The following is a 20,930-nucleotide window of genomic DNA, read 5'->3' on the forward strand; positions in this document are numbered from 1 at the left end:
GTTCTTTTGTTATACTTAAAGGAATATAAACCTCGGGAGTTTTTAATCATGAAGAAATTATCTGTCTCAGTTAGAAAGCTTGTAGAATTTGTAATGATGGGTGGCAGCATAGACAGCAGATTTACAGGGGCAAATGTTATGCATGAAGGTACGAAAACACACCAACGACTTCAAGGAAATAGAGGGGAAGACTATGAAAAGGAAGTACACCTTTCCATTGATATCCCGTTGAATGGCTACGCGTTACATATAGAGGGAAGATGTGATGGAATATACCGTACGGATAAACAAGTGATTATAGAAGAGATCAAGACGACAGCAAGGGATTTGAGCGCCATTACCGAACAGGATTTCCCGACATATTGGGCTCAACTGAAAATGTATGCCTATATCTATTGTTTGAAACACAATCTGGAAACCATAACGGTGCATATGGTGTATGCGAAAAGAAGCAGCTTTGAGGAACGGACATTTAAAAAGGAGTATAGGGTGACCGAACTTTCCGGCTTTGTACAGGAAGTGACCCAGGCGTACATTGAATTTCATAAGAACTTGCTGGCTTTTAATGAAGCAAGAACGGAGAGCATAAGGAATATGAATTTCCCATATACATCCTATCGCACCGGACAGAGAGATCTTGCCAAGGCTGTGTACAAAACTATTATGGAAGAAAAGAGACTGTTTGCCAAAGCAGCAACAGGGATAGGCAAGACGATTGCAACCATTTTTCCAGCTGTCATGTCCTTGCAAAAGGGCACACCGGAAAAAATCATGTATTTGACTGCAAAAACGATTACAAGATTGGTGGCTGAAGAAGCTTTTCGGCTGTTAATGGATAAAGGGTTAGCCATTAAAGTGGTGACGATAACTGCTAAGGATAAAATCTGCTTTCAGGAAGAAACGATATGTCAAAAAGAATTCTGCCCGTATGCAGATGGGCATTATGATAGGTTGAAAGATGGAATAATCGATATCTTGCAGAATGAACAACTTATGAACAGGGAAACGATAGAGAGATATGCGCAAAAACACAGGCTGTGTCCTTTTGAGTTCTCTTTGGATCTTGCGTTGTTTGCTGATGTTGTCATCTGTGACTACAATTACTTTTTTGACCCAAAAGTTAAACTGCAACGGTGGGGAGATTTTCATAAAGAAACAGTTCTTCTGGTGGATGAAGCGCATAACCTGGTTGACCGTTCCAGGGAGATGTTTTCTGCCAATCTGACGAAATCTGTTTTCCTGCAGGCAAGCAGGGAAGTGAAAAACCTAGATAAGGAGCTCTTCAAAAAAATAAAAGCGGTAAATGATGCACTCTTAAAGTGGAAAAAGGAGATGCTTGTTTCGAACGATTTTGTATTTGAAGAAAAGCCGGATCATCTGGTGGAGGTGTTGACGGAAGCGGTGGAAGCTTGTGAACAATGGTTGGTACGTCATCCATCAGGAATGGCCCATGAGGAAGTGCTGACGGCCTATTTTGAAGGGCAGGATTTCCTGCGCATCGCAAAGGAATATGATGAACGCTATAAGACGATTGTGTCGATCTTTCAGAGCGAAGTGCTCGTAAAGTTGGCATGCATGGATTCCTCCGCAGCAATCAAGCGGTTGACGAGTAAGACGGTTGCCACTGTGTTCTTCTCTGCAACTTTACATCCACTGGGCTATTTCCAGACTGTGCTCGGTGGGGAGAGGAATGACTATCATCTTTCCATCCCAACTCCTTTTAAACCTGAGCAGCTAGAGGTTTATGCCAAAAAAGTATCTACAAAATATAAAGATCGGGAGTCATCCGTGATTCTGATCATTGATGCCATCAGGGAGGTTTTCCATGCTAAAGAAGGGAATTTTCTCATCTTTTTCCCATCTTATGAGTATTTGACCCTGGTCTTTGAAGCATACAAGGAGTATGCGGTAGAAGATTCCATTGAAACCGTCCTACAGCAACCGGTGATGACAGAAGAGGAGAGGGAGGACTTTTTACTGAACTTCTCTGCTGACAGAAAAGGCACATTTATCGCCTTTGCCGTGTTGGGCGGAATTTTTTCCGAGGGGATAGATTTGAAGGGCGACCGGTTGAAAGGTGTGGGGATTGTAGGTGTCGGCTTGCCGAGGCTATCCCCCGAAAGAAATGTCATGAAAGAATATTTTCAGGAACTAGGTCATAATGGCTTTGATTTCGCCTATGTTTATCCTGGAATGAACAAGGTTCAGCAGGCAGGTGGAAGGCTAATCCGAAGTGAGGAAGACACAGGATTTATCCTCTTTCTCGATGATCGGTATTTTCAACCTAAATACAGAAACTTGCTCCCTCCTGAATGGCAGCACTTCACCCCGAAATGATTTTAAAAAGGCTCTTTTCTCAAAGATTGTTGCTATACACTAGTAAAAAGTCGGCTATTGGACTTTTTACAAGAAAAATCGGCCTTTGGATTTTTCACAAGAAAACTCGGTCTTTGGATTTTTCACAAGAAAACTCGGTCTTTGGATTTTTCACAAGAAAAATCGGCCTTTGGATTTTTCACAAGAAAAATCGGCCTTTGGATTTTTCACGGCTTATCTACTCTAAAATAGGCATGTATATTACTCAGTGTACCCGGGAAAAGAGCACGACAGGAAGGGATATAACGGGTGATTGATAAATACGAAAAAGCAACAAAATTTACGAAAACAGCTTTAAAAAATCTTTACACTGGCTTTATCCTGCATCAATATTTGTCGGGTACAATACTTAATAAATATTGAAAATGGGAGTGGAGGCAGATGAGTAAAAAGCTCCAAAAAGCATTGGAGAAGCAACGTGAACATTATATTAACAAGCTTCTATTAATAGGTGTCTATGATTCACTCATTTTAGACGGAATGACAACAACGGAATTGAAGACAGAATACCATTATTTCTTTTACGATGTACCAAGCAAAAAAGTGAATAACATAAAAAAGGCATAACCCAATTGCCAACGGGTTATGCCTTTTCGCCACTAACACTAAGTTCTTTCACTTTTTCTTCCTGCGGTCCTTTTTCAAAATGCAATGTTCTGGTAGGGAAGGCCACAACCACATCTTCTTCCTCCAGGATCTCCATTATTTTGAAGTTAATATCCTCTTTGACTTCCAAATATTCTCCCCACATGATGGATTTCGTAAAGAAGTAGAGAAAGATATCTAAGCTGCTTGCACCAAAGCTGTCAAAACGGACTAGAATGGTTTCCTGGTCGATGTCTTTATGATTATGCAGCATGTTTTCAATACGCCGGACTACTCTTTCCAGACTTATACGTGATGTATCATATTGAACACCTAGCTTAAAGCTGACTTGCCGCTTCCCCATTTTTGACCAGTTCGTAATCGGTTCATTTGATAAAGTAGCATTAGGAACAGTTACTATAGCTTGCGCAAAGGTTCTAACCTGCGTACTGCGGAAGGAGATATCCTCTACCACACCTTCCACACTTGGCGTCTTGATCCAATCCCCCATTGTAAATGGTTTTTCTGTCACAATGATGAATCCACCTAACAGGTTCTTCAGGGATTCCTGCGCGGCCAAGGCAAATGCAAGACCTCCAAGGCCAAGCCCGGCTACAATTGCACCCACATCATATTCCCAAACCTCCAGCACAATACTGAAAGTCAATGCGAGTAGAATGAAACGCAATACCTTTGTGACAAAGGGCATGACAATCTTATCTACTTCAAAATCCAGACGGTTGGAAAGGTTGGTGAAAAGATTGGATGAATATGGGATGAAATTGAAAATCCCCCAGGAAAATAATCCAATAATCGATGATCGCATTATCTTAGATAATGTTACAGGCTCCATTAGGGTAAACGGAGCTGTTTTAAGGGCGAAAAATATCCCCAAAATGACGAAAAACATTCTGACCGGTTTATCAAAGGCCAGCACAAGATAAGTGAAAAGATCAGTAGGCGTTTTCCGGGAAAAAGCTAATATCCCTTTGAAAAAATACTTGGTGAAAAGCTTTCTCCATAACAGGAAAAGCAACAGGATGATTAGGGAAACCCCTAAATCCAGCCAGAACTCCAGATTAGTCCAATAATCGGCTGTAAAGAAATTGGTGAACCAATCAATCGTTTTATACAAAGCACAAACCTCCTTCGGGTGGGTGCATCCATGTGTTATTTTTCTGAGAGACTATTCAACTCTTTATTGATCGGTGGAATAAGCGATATAAGAAAACTCCATACACACCGAGCCCAATGTATCAAGCTTTAATCGATTCTATCATAAATCACTATATTACTATGAAGTCCTTTAGATTTCAACGACTAGCCTTATTAATAAATGTCGGAATAGTTAATATTTTTATAGAATTACAAAATGAACAGTGGTAGTATTTTACTATATAAAAAGTATTTCGGATATCGTGAAATTATTTTGGGGGGTACTGAGATGGGGATTTTGTGGAACATAACAAAGTCATTCCTGTTCTTTCTGTTGATTGCTGTACTTTTGATCCTTGCTGTATTGTTTCCAAGGCAGCCGGACATCGCTGTTCAGGGAAGGGCACAGACTTTGGAGTATGGTTATGAGTTTTCGTGGGGAGCATATCAGCATAATATTTCCATGTTCATTATAGATGTGAGAGAAAATGACACACTGGGAATGACAAGATATAACAAACCTGCCGAGGAGGAGCTATGGCCCCATCTTAGCAGAAGCCTCAAGGTTATTTTCACCGCGTGTGCCATAACCGTAATCTTCGGTGTTTTAAAAGGGATTTTTGATTTTTTTGACCGCTTCAACGGTTGGAATGTATTTGGAAAAGGCCTTACATGGTTGATACAATCTATTCCCGATTTCTTTCTGATTATTTGTCTTCAATGGCTGATCATCTTTCATTTTCCATTCATCAAGATTTTCGGCCATGACCATTGGTTCAGTTTCCTCATAGCCGGTGGATTGGTTGCCTTGTACCCCATGCTCTATGTAGCAAGAATCACTTCGGCGACCCTAGGGAACGAAAAAGGGAAGCCTTACATACAAGTTGCCCGCTCCAAAGGACTCTCCAAAGAAAGGGTTCTATGGAAGCATATGCTCAGAAACAGTGTGTATCCAATCATTTCAAACTTCCCGGCTGTGATGCTCTATTTATTATCCAATCTATTGATTGTAGAGTGGCTCTTGGATTATAGAGGTGCGGCATATAGAATGTTTCAGGCGCTTGATGTTAAAAGTTCTTTGTCAGGAAGTATGCGCTATGTAAATGAGTCCGGTCTCATCATTGGATTTGGGCTCAGCTTTATGGTCATTGTATTCCTCTCGCAGATCATCTCTATAATTTTAATGAAGAAAATGGAAGCAAGGTAGGGAGCAGACAAAATGAAACGTAATTGGACATTGATAATCGGAAGTGGATTTTTTATTTTTCTGGTGCTGATAACCTTAGTTGGTCCCTATCTACCGTTTATAGATACAGTACTTGAATCGAAACGAGTGGTTTTTACAGATTCCGGCGTTGAAACGGCACCGTTTGAACCTTCAAGAGATTTTCTGTTTGGATCAGATAAAGAAGGTAGGGATCTATTAAGTATCATTGTAGTGGGTGCTAAGGAAACACTGGGGCTGATACTTGCGGTGGCAATACTGCGTTATTTCATTGCAATAGTATTAGCATTACTATCTGTTAATAAAAAGGGGGCAGCCCACTGGATCCTGCAAGGTTGGAACCAGATTTTCTCGGCATTGCCAGTAATTTTTTCTGCTATTATCCTATTGAGCTTGCCTATCATCTTTTTTCATGAGCACCGCTTCTTTTGGGCCATTGTCATACTTGCATCCATTGAAGTCGGAAGGGTGGGAACAGTTCTGCAAAGCCAGTTCCATTCCATAAAAAATACCCCATACGTGGAAGCGGGTATTACGGTGGGGGTATCTTCTATTACTCTATTTAGCAAGTATTTCATTCCGAATGCTTTGCCAGACCTGGTTGTTCAATTTTTTCTTGATATGGGGAGAATCGCTTTGTTAATAGGTCAGCTTGGCATCTTTAGTATCTTCATAACACAACAGTTCGTCCAATTGTCTTACGGGTCGGGAATCATCGAAAACACGAGCCTTAATTGGGCAACATTGCTTGGACAGGCGAGAGGGGACCTGTTGCGAGCCTTCTGGATTCCATTTTTTCCTGCACTGGCCCTTGCCTTCAGCGTATTGACTTTTAATGTTTTGGGAGAAGGGTTGAGAAAACATTTCCATCGATTGGAAGCATAATCCGGAATTTTCATTAGACTGTCGAAAAGTGCTCGACAGTCTTTTTTTAATTCTATAAAATAGGGGAAGTGTTCATTTAGAAGTGTTAGGGGTAATACAAATGAAAAAACTTAATAGATGGATTCCTGGAATACTACTGGTACTTTTAATTGCGGTCGCTGCCAAGTTTTTTGGCGAGTATTTCCCTTCCATTGGCGGAGTGATATTTGCTTTGTTGATTGGAATCCTGATAAGAAACAGTGTGAATATAGATGAAAAGTACATGGCAGGAGTGGATCTAGTCATTAAAAAATGGCTGAAGGTAGCTATTGTGTTACTTGGTGCAACATTGTCCTTTAAAAGTATCCTGGACATCGGTTCTCAATCGATTCTGGTCATCCTTTTTGTAGTTGTAGGGGGGATTTCGGTCACGCTATTAGTAGGAAAACTTCTGAAAATAGACAAAATACTATCCTTGCTGATTGGTGTAGGAACAAGTATTTGTGGTGCCACTGCCATTTCTGTGATAAAAGGTGTGGTGCATGCGAAGGAAACAGTAGTGGCCTATGCGGTTTCTACCATTTTCTTCTTTAATATCCTAGCAACCTTCCTATATCCTTTCCTCGGTCAATGGCTCCATCTGTCAACGCTTCAGATGGGAATATGGGCAGGTACATCCATCCACGATACCTCATCGGTTGTAGCTGTCGGGTATTTGCTTGGTGATGAAGTTGGGGAGGTTGCCACAACCGTCAAGCTTGTGCGAACACTATTCATTCTTCCGCTTGTATTAGCGGTCTCATTTATTGTCGTCCGAAAAAATGATGAGCATACCAGCATTAAGGGAGCTTTTCCGATATTCGTGCTTGGCTTTTTATTGATGAGTGGATTGTATTCGACGGGAGTCATATCAGAAATGCTCAGTGAGTATCTTGGCCAGGTTGCGAAGTTCCTGATAATTATGGTCATGGCAGGAATCGGACTTCAAGTGCAATGGAGAAATATACAAAGCCTGGGGTGGAAGCCATTTGTTGCAGGGCTTATAGCTTCAGTGTTTGTTGGTGTTACCAGCTTGTTGTTAACTTTGTATTTGGTATGAAAGTGCGAACCAAGAATCAATATAGGGCATCGTATATTAATATAAATACGTAAATGCAAAGTATTAGGAGATTGCGTCTTTATTGTCTATATATTCTGCGGACTGCTCTAGTAGTTTTGATTTCAGGGAAGCCAAATAGAAAGTGGAAATCATAGATGTTATATCCTGCCAGCATTCAAGCTTAGGGCGGTACACTATCAGCTTAGTTACTTGCATTGATTGTTTCCTTAAAAACAGGCGGTATCTGCGACTGTCTTCAGGTTCGGTTTCGTCAATAAATTCTATGATTAAGCTATCATCAAATTCGACAATGGGATGGACAACGGCAAAGGCTTGCACAACAATCACCTTTTCCTTTTTTAGTGTCCATTTTTTCCATTGGCTAATGATGTTATACATTTTTGGGACTCTAGTTCCATATTCAAGCTATTTTTCAGTTATTTCTTAGAAAGGATAGGACCTTTTCAAACGGTTGCTTCGCTTTCCATGCATAGAATTGTTGAAAAGGATCTCCGTTTACTTTCAATCGTTCCAATACCGTAAACAATGTAAAATCCTCCGGTCTCAAATTTTCCGTTACCTCGTTCCACTCTAAAGGAGTAGCAACTGTAGGTAAGTTATTCCCCCTCAGTGAATAGGGTGCGATAATGGTTTTGCCTTCAGCGTGCTGAACAAAGTCGACATACACTCTATTTTCTCTATTTTTTTTAAGCCGCTCGACAGTAAAGAGGGAAGGTTCCTTAGACACAAGGTAATTTGCAATAAACTCCGTAAATTTTCTCGTATCCTCGTAAGAGAATCTCCCGTCAGGTAGAGGGATATAGACCTGCAGCCCCTTTCTACCTGATGTTTTTATGAATGATCTGAGTTCAAGCTGATCGAATACCTCCTTCATCATTAACGCTCCTGTGACTGCTCCTGAAAAATCCTCTTTAGAGGGTGGGTCCAGGTCAAAAACAATTTCGCCAGGTTCAACTGTATGTACCGTTTGGAAAGGCACATGAAATTCCAACGCCAATTGATTTCCTAACCAGATCAATGTTTCAAGGTTATTGCACATCATATAGTGAATATCCTGCCCCATATGGGTTTCAACAAATTCAGGTGCATAGTCAGGACAGTTCTTCTGATAAAAGCTTTCTCCATACATACCATGAGGATAGCGGATGACCGTTAGTAGTCTGTTCTTCAGGAATGGAAGCACAAAAGGAGCACAACATGATAGAAATTCAAGGTAATCCTGTTTGGTGACCAATGGATCTTGCCAAAGCGGCTTGTCCGGATTCGTGATAGAAACAGAAGCAGGAAGCTCCCGTTTTGCCAACTGCTTCAAGGTACAATCGTTTACATCAACATCAAAACGGAACTGCTTAAATTCAGGATGGCGAAGTTGGTGTTGATAGAGTTCCAAATAATAGATGTCAACACATATTCCCGGTTGAACATATATATAGTGCTGGTCCTCTTTAAAACTGTTTTCCTTTATGACACTTAATAAAGCGGTTCTTTCTTCAGAAGAGATGCCATGAGAAAACAGACCAATCTCCTTGCTTTTCTTCCCGTCAAATACCCCCACATGAAAATACCCGTTTTCCTTCTGATAGGAAGTGATGAAACAAGTAATGGTCTTATAATTTTTCACTTTGATCCAATCTGATGTCCTTTTTCCAATTTTATATGTACTATTCCATTTCTTTGCGATGATTCCTTCCCCTTGTTGCAGTTTGACTTCATCCCAAAGCTCCTCTAAGTCCCTAAAAGAGGGAATGAACTGAAGTCGTATTTGGTCAGAAACCACAGGGGATACTGGCAGGCTGAACTGAATAAAAATCGATTGTAGTTTTTCTTTGCGTTCTTTGAAAGTGTCCCCGGTTAGCCTTTTGCCTCCAAGTTTAATGATGTCAAAAGCAAGTAAGGTGGCTGGATGATCCTTGGCAAGTATAGCAATCCTTTCTGTTGTTTTTGTCCGCCCCCGCTTTTGGATGGCGGAAAAGTTTGCTTTAGCAGGGGAGGTCAATACTGCCAGCTCACCATCTAGAGTTAAAGGGAGCAAGGAAACAAAATCTGCTTCTCTAGTCAGCTCTTCTAAATAGTTCACCACTTCCGGGAAGGACAAATTTAAATCAAGCCCATTTCTGCTTTGTAGCGTAATTTTGGACGATTCTATGGTAGCGAGACAACGAAACCCGTCATACTTCACCTCATAAACCCAATCCTTTCCTACAGGTGCATCACGGTGAAGGGTTGGAAGCATCGGTTTAATCAAGGAACAGCACCTCCTTTTGGATTATTTAGGACCGAAAACAAACAGGAGAAAACATCTAACCTGTCAGCTAGATGCTTTCTTTTTTCTCGTTGTCCGTTTTTTCGGCTTGGCTTTTTCAGTTGCTTTGTTTTCTTCAGACTTTGTTTTTGACTCCGCTTTCTTTTTGACTGGTTTATCTCCCTGATCTTTTGTCCGTTCAATGCTTGCCTGCAAAGCACTCATGAGATCCACCACATTGGTCTTATCTGATTCTGTCGGGGTGGTGGTTCCTTCTTCCTTATTGATTTTCTCTTGAACGAGTCGTAGGACGGCTTCCCGGTAATCATCATGGTATTTTTCGGGATCGAATTCAGTTGTTAATTGATCAATTAATGTTATGGCAGTATCCAACTCTTTTTGATCCACATCTTTTCTTTCCGGCACGCTTGGTACATCGGAAACATTTCGCACTTCATCCGGGTAATGGACTGTTTCCATAACCAAGCAGTCATTATAGACCCGGACGATGGCAAGCTGTTGTTTGGAGCGGATGGTAATCTCGGCCACTCCAATTTTTTTGGAATCATCCAGGGCTTCACGCAAAAGAGAATAGGCTTTGCTGCCGTTTTCCCCAGGTCCCAGGAAATAGGAGCGATTGAAGTAGATGGGGTCGATGTCCTCGAGTTTGACAAAATCAATAATCTTTACACTTTTATCTTCATGTTCTTCTTTTAATTCCTTCAGCTCGTCGTCTGATAAAATGACATATTTTCCTTTGACATACTCATATCCTTTAACAAGGTCACTCTGTTCCACTTCTTTATCACAGTTTGGACAGACCTTTTCATACTTTATAGGACTGTTGCATTCTTTATGCAATGTCCTGAGCTTAATGTCCTTGTCCTCTGTTGCGGAATACATTTTGATTGGAATATTGACCAAGCCGAAACTGATGGAGCCTTTCCACATTGTATGCATGCTTTATCACCTAAGTTATAAAATTTTGACAAAAGTACTATTCAGGTACTCAAAGGTAGTTTATCCTTATTATAAAAGATAAGTATTATAAATAATGGAAGGGGATAGGACGGTTGAGTGGGTATTTTTTTACTGGATTTCCGGGGTTTATTTGTCAGGAATTGGTTCGTGAACTTTTAGTAACGAAAAAGGAAGTATCATATATTTTCCTGTTGGTTCTTCCCACACAAAAAAGCATGGCTCTTCCCATCATGCAAACCTATCAACGCCTGTATCCGCAGACATCTTTTCATATTATAGAGGGAGATATCACACAGCCGGATTTAATGATGAAGGAAGAGGACCAGGAGATGGTTCGAGACCGAACTCAATATGTTTTTCATTTGGCTGCCATTTATGATTTGGCCGTCAAAAAAGAAATCGCTTTTCAAGTGAATGTTAATGGTACGCAGGAAGTGCTCAGATGGCTAAGGGGTTTGCCCAATTTGAAACGGTTTATGTATTTCAGTACAGCTTATGTAGCTGGAAAAAGGGAAGGGAAGATCCTCGAGGGTGAGCTCGTTCATGAATGCTCCTTTAAAAATCATTATGAAGAAACAAAATACTTGGCAGAGGTCTTGGTGGAAAAAGAGAAAACTAAGCTTCCCATTACCATCATCCGTCCAGGAATAGTCAAAGGGCACAGTCAAACCGGTGAAACCACTAAATTTGATGGTCCATATCTCATGTTGAATTTCCTTAACTCCCTTCGTTTTCTTCCATTGATCCCGCATCTGGGGAAGGGCGAGGCGGAATTTAATGTTGTACCAATTGATTATATTGTCAAAAGTACATGCTTTCTTACCCACTCGGAGCGAGCACTAGGTAAAACGCTCCATCTAACCAACCCTGAGCCTATCACGATAAGAGAAGCTTATACAGTATTAATGGATAAATTACTAAAAAAGGTACCAAAAGGCTCGATTCCACTTCCTTTGGCAAAAACATTCCTCCGTGTTCCAACGGCCAGAAAGTGGATGAAGGTGGAACGTGAAGCATTGGATTATTTTACATGGAAAGGGAGTTTCGATTGTACAGTGGCCAGAAGCATTTTAGAGGAATCCGGAATTGTCTGTCCTCCATTCCAACTAACTGCAGCCACCATGGTGAAGTACTATAACGAGCATAAATATGATGTGATGAAACATATTCATATTTCCTAAAGGGAAGCTGACCTCGGCTTCTCTTTCTTTTGACAGTCTTTACAGAATCGTTTTCATATAGAATCTCCCTGAAGATTGTAGTGCAAGGTGTGAGACTCCTACGGGAGGTAGCGGTAGACTTGAGACCCCTGAAGCGTTGTGAGGAGGCTCAAGCACCGCCCCGTGGAAAGCGAACACCTGGAACGAAAATCTACAGGAGTTACACAGACTGTGGAATAAATATCATGTGAAACTTCTTTTTGGAAGTATCCCTGAACAAAAGCACTAGAAGTTAAATTTATTAGGTATTTCGAAGTATTATAAAAATATTTTTTGACTCGCCCCCGAAAAAAATGAAACATTCACGTAACATTTAAATGACTAGTCGATGATATTTGATCATGGATGCAAAGGAGGAAGCAGAAAAAGAAAAAAAAGAACGATGATTGTATAGAAAACTGTAATATCAATTCAATAAAAAATACCTCTGAAAATTTTGCAATGGAATTATGTGACTTATATTACCTTTATATTACATCCAGAGAGTTCTTAACAGGTTTTTACATTGACATTTTATAGATAAAAGTACACCTTTATATATAGACAGGTGACTTTTTCTATAGATGAAAAAGCTCCTTCTTAATATATGCTTATAATTACAACTACTTGTAAAATGGAATACATATAAGCAGGGGGAGAGGTGAAGCCAGTGCTGAGCCTACTTTTTAAATTTGGCAAACGACGCACGAAGACTCTTGAAGATGAAGTGCTGGAAATACAAGCTGGCAACATTCAACTACAAAATAATCTTATTAATAAATATAAACCTTTTATCGCAAAAGCAGTGTCATCTGTGTGTAAAAGGTATATAAGTGAAACGGATGACGAATTCAGTATCGGTTTAATCGCTTTTAATGAAGCTATAGAGAAATACTCCAAAGAAAAAGGGAGTTCCTTGATTTCTTTTGCAGATTTGATCATCAAGCGTAGAGTTATTGACTATATAAGAAAAGAAAGCAAAAACTCAACCGTTACGATGTCTGAGCAGGAAGTGGATCAGGATGACTATGCGTCCAATAAGATAGAAGCGACGTTGTCCGTGGAGGAGTTCAATAAGCAGATTGATCAGGAGCATCGTAGAGAAGAGATAAGATACTATCAAACGGTGTTAATGGAATTCGGTTTGAGCTTTGCCGATCTTCTGGAATGCTCTCCTAAACATGCAGATGCCAGACAGAACGCCATAGAAGTAGCGCATACTCTAGTCCAGAACCAGGATCTGAAAAACCATCTATTCGAAAAGAAGATGCTGCCAATGAAGCAGTTGGAAGGTCTGGTGGATGTAAGTAGAAAAACAATAGAGCGCAACCGTAAATACATTATTGCTGTTTCCATTATATTATCGGGGGATTATATATATTTGAAAGATTATTTAAAAGGGGCGATTACGAGTGAAAAAAGGGATTGTGCTCGAAGTTCATGATGAACATGTCACCATTCTGACCCCTGAAGGCGAGTTTTTAAAGTCAAGAAAACAAAAGGGGCAAATTGATTTAGGGGAAGAAATCGTTTTTTTTCCTTTGCATAGGGCAGAGGTTGTAAGAGAACAGAAAAAAACTTCTGTTTTTCGTACAAAGTGGGCAGTCATCGGTGTATTGACAGCCATCATTTTGGCATTCTCTCTGTATCCTAAATATGCAAGTAACCAGGTTTATGCGTACGTTTCGGTTGACGTTAACCCAAGTATTGAACTAGGAGTTAATAAAGACATGGAGGTAATCTCCATGGACGCCTACAATCAAGAAGGCGAGGATATAATCAAACAACTGGTGGATTGGGAGAAAAAGGACCTTGCAAATGTTTCCTCCCAAATATTTGATATTTTTCGACAAAAAGGCTTCCTTACTGAAAATAGCGAGGTGCTGATTGCATCAGTCGTGACTAATGAAGATAATATTGGATGGAAAGCATTGATGCAAACAAAGATTACGACCATTTCTGAAAAGGTCCAACAAGATAAGGTGAGTATTACAACTCTCGAAACCACCATCCAAGAACGCTCGGATGCTATAAAAGAGGGAATGTCCCCAGGGAAATACATTCAGAAAGAAAAGAAAACGGAACTGGTGGATAATGAAGATACATCCAAAACGGAAACAGTACCTTCTGCACCGCTGAACCATAAGCCACTTGAAGTCAAGCACGCCAACGCGAAAGATGAAAAAGCTGGACCTCCCGACTTTGTTGTGGCAAAAAAGAAAGAGCGTCAAGAGGATAGAAGCAAGAATAAAGAGCAGAGTAAAGAAGAAATAAAGGAAAGAAAAGAATTAAAAGAACTTCGTAAAGAAAAGAAAAGAGAATTACAACAAGATCGCAAACAAGAGAAAAAAGAATTGCAAAGCCAACGAAAACAAGAAAAAAAAGGTGAGCAAACCCGGCAGAAAGAAGAAAGACAAGAGCACAAACACCACAAGCAAAATGGCAAAGGTGAAAGAAAGAATGAATCCTCAAAGGACCACCATGCCAAAGGTAAGAACAAAGATGATAGAGGGAATGCCCACGGGAAAAACAAGCGCGAAGAAAAGAAGCACGAACATAAAAAAGGGAATCATTGATTCTGCAATCATCTATTAATAACTATACCATCATGATTATACATAAGAGGAACCCAGAGTTTAGATACTCTGGGTTCTATCCATTCATATTGAATTATTTTCCGTGTAATTGAGATTGTGCTTGAGCTACTAGACGCTTTGTGATTTCTCCACCAACAGAACCATTGGAGCGTGCAGCAGTATCAGACCCAAGGGATACACCAAATTCCTGTGCAATTTCATATTTGATTTGGTCGAGAGCCTGCTCGATTCCAGGTACTAGCAATTTATTACTACGTGCCATTCCTATCACTCCTTTTCTAGTTCAACTCTAAAAGGAAGTTGTCAGTACTTTCTTATTAAAGCTGTAAAGTTAGTATGAGATTTTCTTTGTAATCCATACTGGAAAGTATTAGACAAATACTGTAATATTAGTGGGGATTAATAAACCCTGGCAATTCCCTCCTTTTAAAGGGGGCGTACGAAATTCATGGGTATCTGAAAGGGCAATTATGATAAAATTAAAAAGTTCATTTAGCAAGACAGTACATAATTTATCTCCTGCTCAGCTCATCGTCAGCTTCTACTTTATTGCTGTTTTGGTGGCGGTATCCTTGCTGAGCTTACCTGCTGCAAGATTTGAAGGAGTTGATTGGAGCTTTATTAACGCTCTTTTTACCGCTGTTAGTGCGGTGAGTGTGACAGGATTGACTGTAGTCAATACAGCAGAAACCTTTACTGTTCCGGGAGTTTTCATTCTGGCTTTTGTACTCCAATTTGGCGGGGTAGGTGTAATGGCCGTTGGGACATTTATCTGGCTGCTCCTTGGAAGGAAAATCGGACTTCGAGAGAGAAGGCTGATGATGATTGACCAGAACCAGTCCAATCTTTCGGGCATTGTAAAATTAATCAAACAGATTTTGGTATTGATACTTACAATTGAATTACTTGGCGCACTAATTTTGGGTACCCATTTTCTCTCCTACTACGATACATGGCAGGAAGCCTTCTTCCATGGTTTTTTTGCATCTGTAAGTGCGACAACAAATGGAGGTTTTGACATTACAGGTCAATCCCTGGTACCATTCGCGAACGATTATTTTGTACAATTTATCGTGATGATTTTAATAACGGCTGGAGCGATAGGGTTTCCGGTTTTGGTTGAAGTCAAGGAGTTTATTGTGAATAAGAAAGGACGCTTCCGCTTTTCTTTATTCACAAAAATTACAAGCATCACGTTTGCTTGTTTAATTACACTTGGAACAGTGGCTATTCTCATTTTGGAATTCAATTCTTATTTTAAAGGGATGACATGGCATGAATCCCTTTTCTATGCGATGTTCCAGTCCGTGACCACAAGGAGTGGTGGACTTTCAACGATGGATGTCAGCGAATTTACCATGCCCACATTACTAGTGATGTGCGGATTGATGTTCATCGGGGCATCTCCTAGTTCTGTCGGCGGGGGAATTAGAACCACGACTTTTGCCCTGAATATTCTCTTTCTCTTTCATTTTGCGAGAGGACATAAAAACATCAAATTGTTTGGGCGGGAAATCCATGAGGAAGACATTATTAAATCGCTGGTTGTATTATTACTGGCAATCCTCATTTGTTTTTCATCCATTATAATTCTCAGTGTGACAGAGGAATTTGAATTGATTAAGATTATTTTTGAAGTTTGTTCTGCCTTTGGAACAACCGGCTTGTCGATGGGAATTACGCCGGATCTTTCCAGTATTGGAAAGTTGATTATCATATGTTTGATGTTCATTGGTAGGGTAGGGCTATTGACTTTCCTGTTCATTCTTGAGAGTAAGCATAAACCGCCTAAATACCATTATCCTGTTGAGCGAGTTATTATTGGGTAGCATTTGAATAATGATGAAGGAGAGACTGTTTAGGTCTCTCTTTTTATTTTTGGGATATTTTTTGTGTAAATATAAAGAATTTTTACAAAATATATTGCAATCGCTTACAAGTTCATGTTAATCTTCTTGTAATAAGTTATCCGAAACGTTTTGGGAGGAATACCATGACGACAATTAAAGATATAGCAAGGGTGGCTGGTGTTTCTGTCACAACTGTTTCAAGAGCACTAAACGGTTATTCTGATGTAAATCAAAAGACGAAAAAAAGGATTGAAGATGTAGCTAAGGAGTTAAATTACAGTCCCAACTCGGTTGCCAGAAGCCTTGTGATGAAAAAGTCAAAAACGATTGGACTCCTTGTTTCTGATATGAACAGGGAAGGGGTAAAGGATAATTTCACGTTCGAAGTTCTCTGTGGAATCAATGAAGCTTCGGCCAATTCCGACTACGATCTGGTACTTTTCAGCACTACATCCACCAAACAGAGTCAAAAGACATACACCCAGCTTTGTAGGGAAAGGCGAGTGGATGGGGTGATTTTACAGGGGATCAAGATGGATGATCCTTATTTGCAGGAAGTAGTGGAAAGTGACATACCATGTGTACTCGTGGATATTCCTAAGGAGTCCGATACTGTCGGCTATGTTACGACCGACAATGTGGAAGGTGCAAAAAAAGCGGTCGCTCACTTGATAGAACGTGGACATTCCAATATCGCCATGATTAACGGGCATGAGAAAGCGGATGTGAGTATGAGGCGTTTGCAAGGGTATTTTGAAGCTCTCAATGAGGAGGAGCTGCCATACCGTCAAGATTGGATACGAAACGGTGAGTTCAAGGAGAAAGTGGCGGAAGAAGTAGCAGCGAAGCTTCTGACTGACAATCCTGAGATTACAGCTGTTTTCTGTGCAAGTGATCTGATGGCGTTAGGTGTTCTGAGGGCAATAAAGGCAATCGGGAAGAAAGTACCAAAAGATATTGCAGTGATTGGGTATGACGACATTATGCTGGCGTCCTATTCTAATCCAAGTTTGTCAACGATCCGTCAGGACAAATTTAATTTGGGATATGAAGCGGCAGTTCTTCTTATCGACATGTTGGAAGGTAAAGAACAATCTCATGCAAAAATTATTGATACGAAACTCATCCTAAGAGAGTCAACATAAAATGGGCACTATTCAAGTGCTTTTTTACAACTAGAAAATCCGAAACGTTTTGGAAAAAAGTGCAGTTTCGAAAAGGCGCAACTTTTTAACAGGTGAAATGTTATTAAAGCTATAAACCAAAACGTTTCGGATTCATTATAGCCTAGGAGGTACAACAATGGATTACAGAGTGATAAAAGAGAATGATTTATTTTTGCTTACTGATCAAAATGGGGATATCCCGGAAAATCATTCTTATGGGCTGGGGTTATACACAAAGGACACCCGTTTCTTAAGCAAATTAGATGTAAAAATCAATGGAGAAGAGCCAATCCTCCTGCACTCAGATGCGGCAGAAAACTACATGGCGACCATTTTAATGACCAACCCACACATGGAAAAAGACGGAAAGCTTATTTTATGGAGGGAGTCAGTAGAGATTAAACGTACCCGCTTCATCTATAATGATGTTTTCTATGAGACGTTGAAAGTTAAAAATTATTTTCCCAAAAATGTGAGCTTTGATTTAAGTGTTCACATGGATGTGGATTTTGCGGATATGTTCATCGTCCGCGGTTTCCAGAACGGGGATATTGGCAAAAGGTCCGGCCAGACAGTGGATGGAAAGTCGTTGACGTTCCATTACGAAGGAGCAGATAATCTTGCACGCCGAACGTATATTGAATGGGACATGGAAGCAAAATCAACTGATTCCGAATCTGGTGCTGTTCAATTCCATTTTGAGTTGGGGCATGAAGAAGAGCAGTCAATCACGTTAAAGGTACAACCGCAGCATGGCGAGCAAGTGGCAGCTAATCTTCTTTCCGCACCTGACGCTTTGGAGAAGTTAAAGAACTCCTACGAAGGCTGGAATAAGGATATAACAAAGGTGAAAACGGATTGTCTCCCTTTACAACGTTTGGTGGACCGAGGATTAGGGGACTTACGAGTGTTATTGACCGATCTTGGATACGGCAAGTTCCCTGTGGCAGGATTGCCTTGGTTTGGAGTTCCTTTTGGAAGAGATAGTCTGATTGCAGCACTTCAGATGCTAGCCTTTCAGCCGGAAGTGGCCAAAGGAACTCTTTACACCATGGCAAGCAAACAAGGAGCGCAAGTGGATCCATGGCGAGATGAACAACCGGGGAAAATAATGCATGAGATTCGTTTTGGGGAACTTTCGACTACCGAGCAGATCCCGTTCACTCCATATTACGGAACAATCGATGCAACTCCCCTTTTCTTGATCCTTTTGACAGAGTATGTGAAATGGACTGGAGACCTTAAAGTGGTAAAGGATTTGGAATCAAATATCGAAGCGGCATTAACCTGGATAGACCAGTATGGGGATAGAGATGGAGACTTATTTGTGGAATATCACCAGGAAGCGAGTAAAGGTATCGCCAACCAAGGGTGGAAGGATTCTGGCGACTCAATCGTTCATCGCAATGGTGATTATGCTACCACCCCTATTGCCCTTTCAGAAGTACAGGGCTATGTGTTCCAAGCGAAAATGGGCTTGGCTTCGATCTTTGACAAGCTTGGTAATAAAGAGAAGGCGGAAGCATTAAGAGACCAAAGCCAAAAGCTGAAGATCAAATATGATGAAGCGTTCTGGATGGATGATGTCAATTACTATGCAATTGCTTTGGACCGCGATAAACAGCAAGTTGGAACCATTACATCCAATCCTGGACATGTACTTTTCTCCGAAATGTTGGATGAGGAAAAAGCAAAAGCGGTCATTGAAACACTTATTTCTCCTAAAATGTTCTCTGGCTTTGGTATTCGTACGATGGGAACTGAGGAAGCGGGTTATAATCCGATGAGTTATCATGATGGCAGTATCTGGCCGCACGACAACAGCATGGTATTGCTTGGAATGTCAAAAATCAAGGAGCAGGAAGCAGCAAACGTAGTAATCGAAGGACTTATTGAAGCGGCATCCCACTTCGAATATGATCGGTTGCCAGAGCTGTTCTGTGGTTACGATCATTCTGTAGGAAAAGCGGTCAAGTACCCTGTTGCATGCTCACCACAGGCTTGGGCGGCAGGGACATCACTTGTATTTGTTCAATCAATTCTTGGTCTTTTCCCGGATGCACTAGAGAAAAAGATAGTATTGTCGCCGGTATTACCAAATGGGATGAACCTATTGGAAGTGGAGAAAGTTAAAATTGGTGAGGGTCATTTATCGGTAACTGCTGTAAGAAATGCACATGGAAGTGTGGAGCTTAACATTAAGGAAAACACAACAGGTTATGAAGTAGTGCAATATTAGGTTTTCCAGTGGAGCTACTATATAAAAATAGGAAGAGGGGTAATAAGATGAAAGCAAAAAAATGGTTGGCTGCATTAGGTGTCACGACAATGCTTGTTGGGGGAGTGTTATCAGGTTGTAGCGGTGGAAGCAGCGGTTCTTCGGATGGTTCCGGTGATTCTGTGGAAATCACTCTTGCCGGATGGGGTGGGAATCCCTCTGAAACACGTCTTCTCAAGGAAGCTTTGGATGCTTTTGAAGAAGAAAATCCGAATATTAAAGTTAAACATGAAGTAATTTCTGATCAGTATATGGATGTTATGAAAACACGTCTTATTGGTGGAGAAGCACCGGATGTCTTCTATTTGGATGCTTTTGAAGCCCCTGCACTTATTGAAACAGGGGTGCTTGAGCCACTTGATGATTATGTGACTGACAAATTTGATGTAGAGGATTTTGAACAACCGCTTTTGGAAGCTTTTCAAAAGGATGGAGTAACATATGGATTCCCGAAAGACTACTCCACCCTGGCTTTATTTTATAATAAGAAGATGTTCGAAGAGGCCGGTGTAGAAGTGCCAACTACATGGGATGAAGTTCGTGAAGTATCCAAGGAGTTAACGAAAGACGGGGTAGTAGGTCTTGGCGTGGCACCTGAACTTGCAAGGATGTACTATATTGCAGAATCACTTGGTGGAGAAGTGGTGAAGGATGATAAAGCGAACTTTGGGGATGACAAAGTTATTGAAGCCTTACAGCCGATTATCGACCAACGTAATGAAGATAAAACAGCAGCCCAAGCCACTGATGTAGGGGCAAACTGGGGTGGAGAAATGTTCGGACAGGAAAAAGCGGCGATGGTAATCGAGGGGAACTGGGTAATCCCTTTTCTTGAAGATACATTCCCTAATGTCGATTATGGAACGGCGGAACTTCCGACTGTCAATGGCGAGCAATCCACTATGGCTTATACAGTTTCCTACGTTATGAATGCAGGATCCGAGAAAAAAGAAGCGTCCTGGAAGTTAATTGAATTCCTGACTGGTCCGGAAGGTATGGAAATCTGGACGTCCAAGGGGTTTGCGTTGCCGACAAGGAAGTCTGTAGCAGAAAAACTTGGCTTTGATCAGGATGAAAAACGTGCAGCTCTTGTTTCTGGTGCATCTTACGCAACGGTTTGGGCTAATGGTGTGAATTTACCAACAATCATGAATAATTTTAACAACCAATTTGTTTCTGCCTTCCTAGGACAGCGCCCGCTGGATGAAGCGTTGAAAGAAGCGGAAGAACAAGCAAACAGAGAAATTGGCGAGTAATTGTTGCTAGAAGTTTGATTGGACTCCCATGTGCCG

The 20,930-nt window shown here is 40.8% G+C and carries 18 protein-coding genes; 13 read left to right on the forward strand and 5 right to left on the reverse strand.

Annotated elements, in window-relative coordinates; all coding sequences use genetic code 11:
• Positions 1–48 precede the first annotated feature (48 nt).
• The 3 genes from AB685_RS09930 (at position 49) to AB685_RS09935 (ending at position 2,943) form a co-directional block, all read left to right on the forward strand.
• Positions 49–2,337 carry a helicase C-terminal domain-containing protein gene (locus tag AB685_RS09930; protein WP_047970458.1) on the forward strand — a complete coding sequence of 763 codons (2,289 nt, stop codon included), beginning with the start codon at positions 49–51 and terminating at the stop codon, positions 2,335–2,337.
• A complete protein-coding gene (locus AB685_RS31670) occupies positions 2,313–2,633 on the forward strand; it encodes a hypothetical protein (protein ID WP_198530486.1) in 321 nt (106 codons plus the stop codon). Before AB685_RS09930 ends, AB685_RS31670 begins: the two co-directional genes overlap by 25 nt.
• Before the next feature lie 124 nt (positions 2,634–2,757).
• Positions 2,758–2,943 (forward strand): hypothetical protein, encoded by a 186-nt coding sequence (locus AB685_RS09935; protein WP_047970459.1) that lies wholly within the window; start codon positions 2,758–2,760, stop codon positions 2,941–2,943.
• 16 nt (positions 2,944–2,959) lie between these two features.
• Here the strand turns inward: AB685_RS09935 and AB685_RS09940 are convergent, their stop codons facing one another.
• The gene (locus AB685_RS09940; RefSeq protein ID WP_082153590.1) at positions 2,960–4,096 is read right to left on the reverse strand and encodes a mechanosensitive ion channel family protein; all 1,137 of its coding nucleotides are present in this window, start codon (positions 4,094–4,096) and stop codon (positions 2,960–2,962) included.
• Between the two features lie 309 nt (positions 4,097–4,405).
• Here AB685_RS09940 and AB685_RS09945 point away from each other — a divergent pair, with 309 nt between their 5' ends.
• From AB685_RS09945 to AB685_RS09955, 3 genes are all read left to right on the forward strand, one after another.
• A complete protein-coding gene (locus AB685_RS09945; RefSeq protein WP_047970460.1) occupies positions 4,406–5,323 on the forward strand; it encodes an ABC transporter permease subunit in 918 nt (305 codons plus the stop codon).
• A gap of 12 nt (positions 5,324–5,335) precedes the next feature.
• Positions 5,336–6,226, forward strand: coding sequence for an ABC transporter permease subunit (locus tag AB685_RS09950; protein ID WP_047970461.1), 891 nt, complete (start codon positions 5,336–5,338; stop codon positions 6,224–6,226).
• Between the two features lie 100 nt (positions 6,227–6,326).
• Positions 6,327–7,304 (forward strand): putative sulfate exporter family transporter, encoded by a 978-nt coding sequence (locus tag AB685_RS09955; RefSeq protein ID WP_047970462.1) that lies wholly within the window; start codon positions 6,327–6,329, stop codon positions 7,302–7,304.
• A gap of 63 nt (positions 7,305–7,367) precedes the next feature.
• On the opposite strand, the gene AB685_RS09960 is transcribed toward AB685_RS09955, so the two are convergent.
• The 3 genes from AB685_RS09960 to AB685_RS09970 all read right to left on the reverse strand — a co-directional run bounded on the left by AB685_RS09960 (position 7,368) and on the right by AB685_RS09970 (position 10,527).
• Positions 7,368–7,703 carry a hypothetical protein gene (locus AB685_RS09960; protein WP_047970463.1) on the reverse strand — a complete coding sequence of 112 codons (336 nt, stop codon included), beginning with the start codon at positions 7,701–7,703 and terminating at the stop codon, positions 7,368–7,370.
• A 34-nt stretch (positions 7,704–7,737) separates the two neighbouring features.
• Positions 7,738–9,570 (reverse strand): DNA ligase D, encoded by a 1,833-nt coding sequence (locus AB685_RS09965; protein WP_347230865.1) that lies wholly within the window; start codon positions 9,568–9,570, stop codon positions 7,738–7,740.
• A gap of 63 nt (positions 9,571–9,633) precedes the next feature.
• Positions 9,634–10,527, reverse strand: coding sequence for a Ku protein (locus AB685_RS09970; RefSeq protein WP_047970464.1), 894 nt, complete (start codon positions 10,525–10,527; stop codon positions 9,634–9,636).
• 113 nt (positions 10,528–10,640) lie between these two features.
• Between AB685_RS09970 and AB685_RS09975 the strand changes: the two genes are divergently transcribed.
• The 3 genes from AB685_RS09975 to AB685_RS09985 all read left to right on the forward strand — a co-directional run bounded on the left by AB685_RS09975 (position 10,641) and on the right by AB685_RS09985 (position 14,323).
• Positions 10,641–11,729 carry an SDR family oxidoreductase gene (locus AB685_RS09975; protein WP_047970465.1) on the forward strand — a complete coding sequence of 363 codons (1,089 nt, stop codon included), beginning with the start codon at positions 10,641–10,643 and terminating at the stop codon, positions 11,727–11,729.
• Positions 11,730–12,408: 679 nt separating this feature from the next.
• On the forward strand, positions 12,409–13,191 hold the full coding sequence (gene sigI / locus AB685_RS09980) for an RNA polymerase sigma factor SigI (protein ID WP_047970466.1): 783 nt from the start codon (positions 12,409–12,411) through the stop codon (positions 13,189–13,191).
• Positions 13,160–14,323, forward strand: a complete 1,164-nt coding sequence (locus AB685_RS09985; protein WP_047970467.1) for an anti-sigma factor domain-containing protein — start codon at positions 13,160–13,162, stop codon at positions 14,321–14,323. Before sigI ends, AB685_RS09985 begins: the two co-directional genes overlap by 32 nt.
• A 94-nt stretch (positions 14,324–14,417) precedes the next feature.
• Here the strand turns inward: AB685_RS09985 and AB685_RS09990 are convergent, their stop codons facing one another.
• Complete coding sequence (locus AB685_RS09990) at positions 14,418–14,606, reverse strand: alpha/beta-type small acid-soluble spore protein (protein ID WP_047970468.1); 189 nt, start codon at positions 14,604–14,606, stop codon at positions 14,418–14,420.
• A gap of 208 nt (positions 14,607–14,814) precedes the next feature.
• Between AB685_RS09990 and AB685_RS09995 the strand changes: the two genes are divergently transcribed.
• The 4 genes from AB685_RS09995 to AB685_RS10010 all read left to right on the forward strand — a co-directional run bounded on the left by AB685_RS09995 (position 14,815) and on the right by AB685_RS10010 (position 20,894).
• A complete protein-coding gene (locus AB685_RS09995) occupies positions 14,815–16,173 on the forward strand; it encodes a TrkH family potassium uptake protein (protein ID WP_047970469.1) in 1,359 nt (452 codons plus the stop codon).
• Positions 16,174–16,337: 164 nt separating this feature from the next.
• Positions 16,338–17,339 (forward strand): LacI family DNA-binding transcriptional regulator, encoded by a 1,002-nt coding sequence (locus AB685_RS10000; RefSeq protein ID WP_047970470.1) that lies wholly within the window; start codon positions 16,338–16,340, stop codon positions 17,337–17,339.
• A 157-nt stretch (positions 17,340–17,496) separates the two neighbouring features.
• Positions 17,497–19,599 (forward strand): amylo-alpha-1,6-glucosidase, encoded by a 2,103-nt coding sequence (locus AB685_RS10005; RefSeq protein ID WP_047970471.1) that lies wholly within the window; start codon positions 17,497–17,499, stop codon positions 19,597–19,599.
• A gap of 47 nt (positions 19,600–19,646) precedes the next feature.
• A complete protein-coding gene (locus tag AB685_RS10010; RefSeq protein WP_047970472.1) occupies positions 19,647–20,894 on the forward strand; it encodes an ABC transporter substrate-binding protein in 1,248 nt (415 codons plus the stop codon).
• The last annotated feature ends 36 nt before the right edge of the window (positions 20,895–20,930 follow it).

It is taken from the genome of Bacillus sp. LL01 (assembly GCF_001037965.1).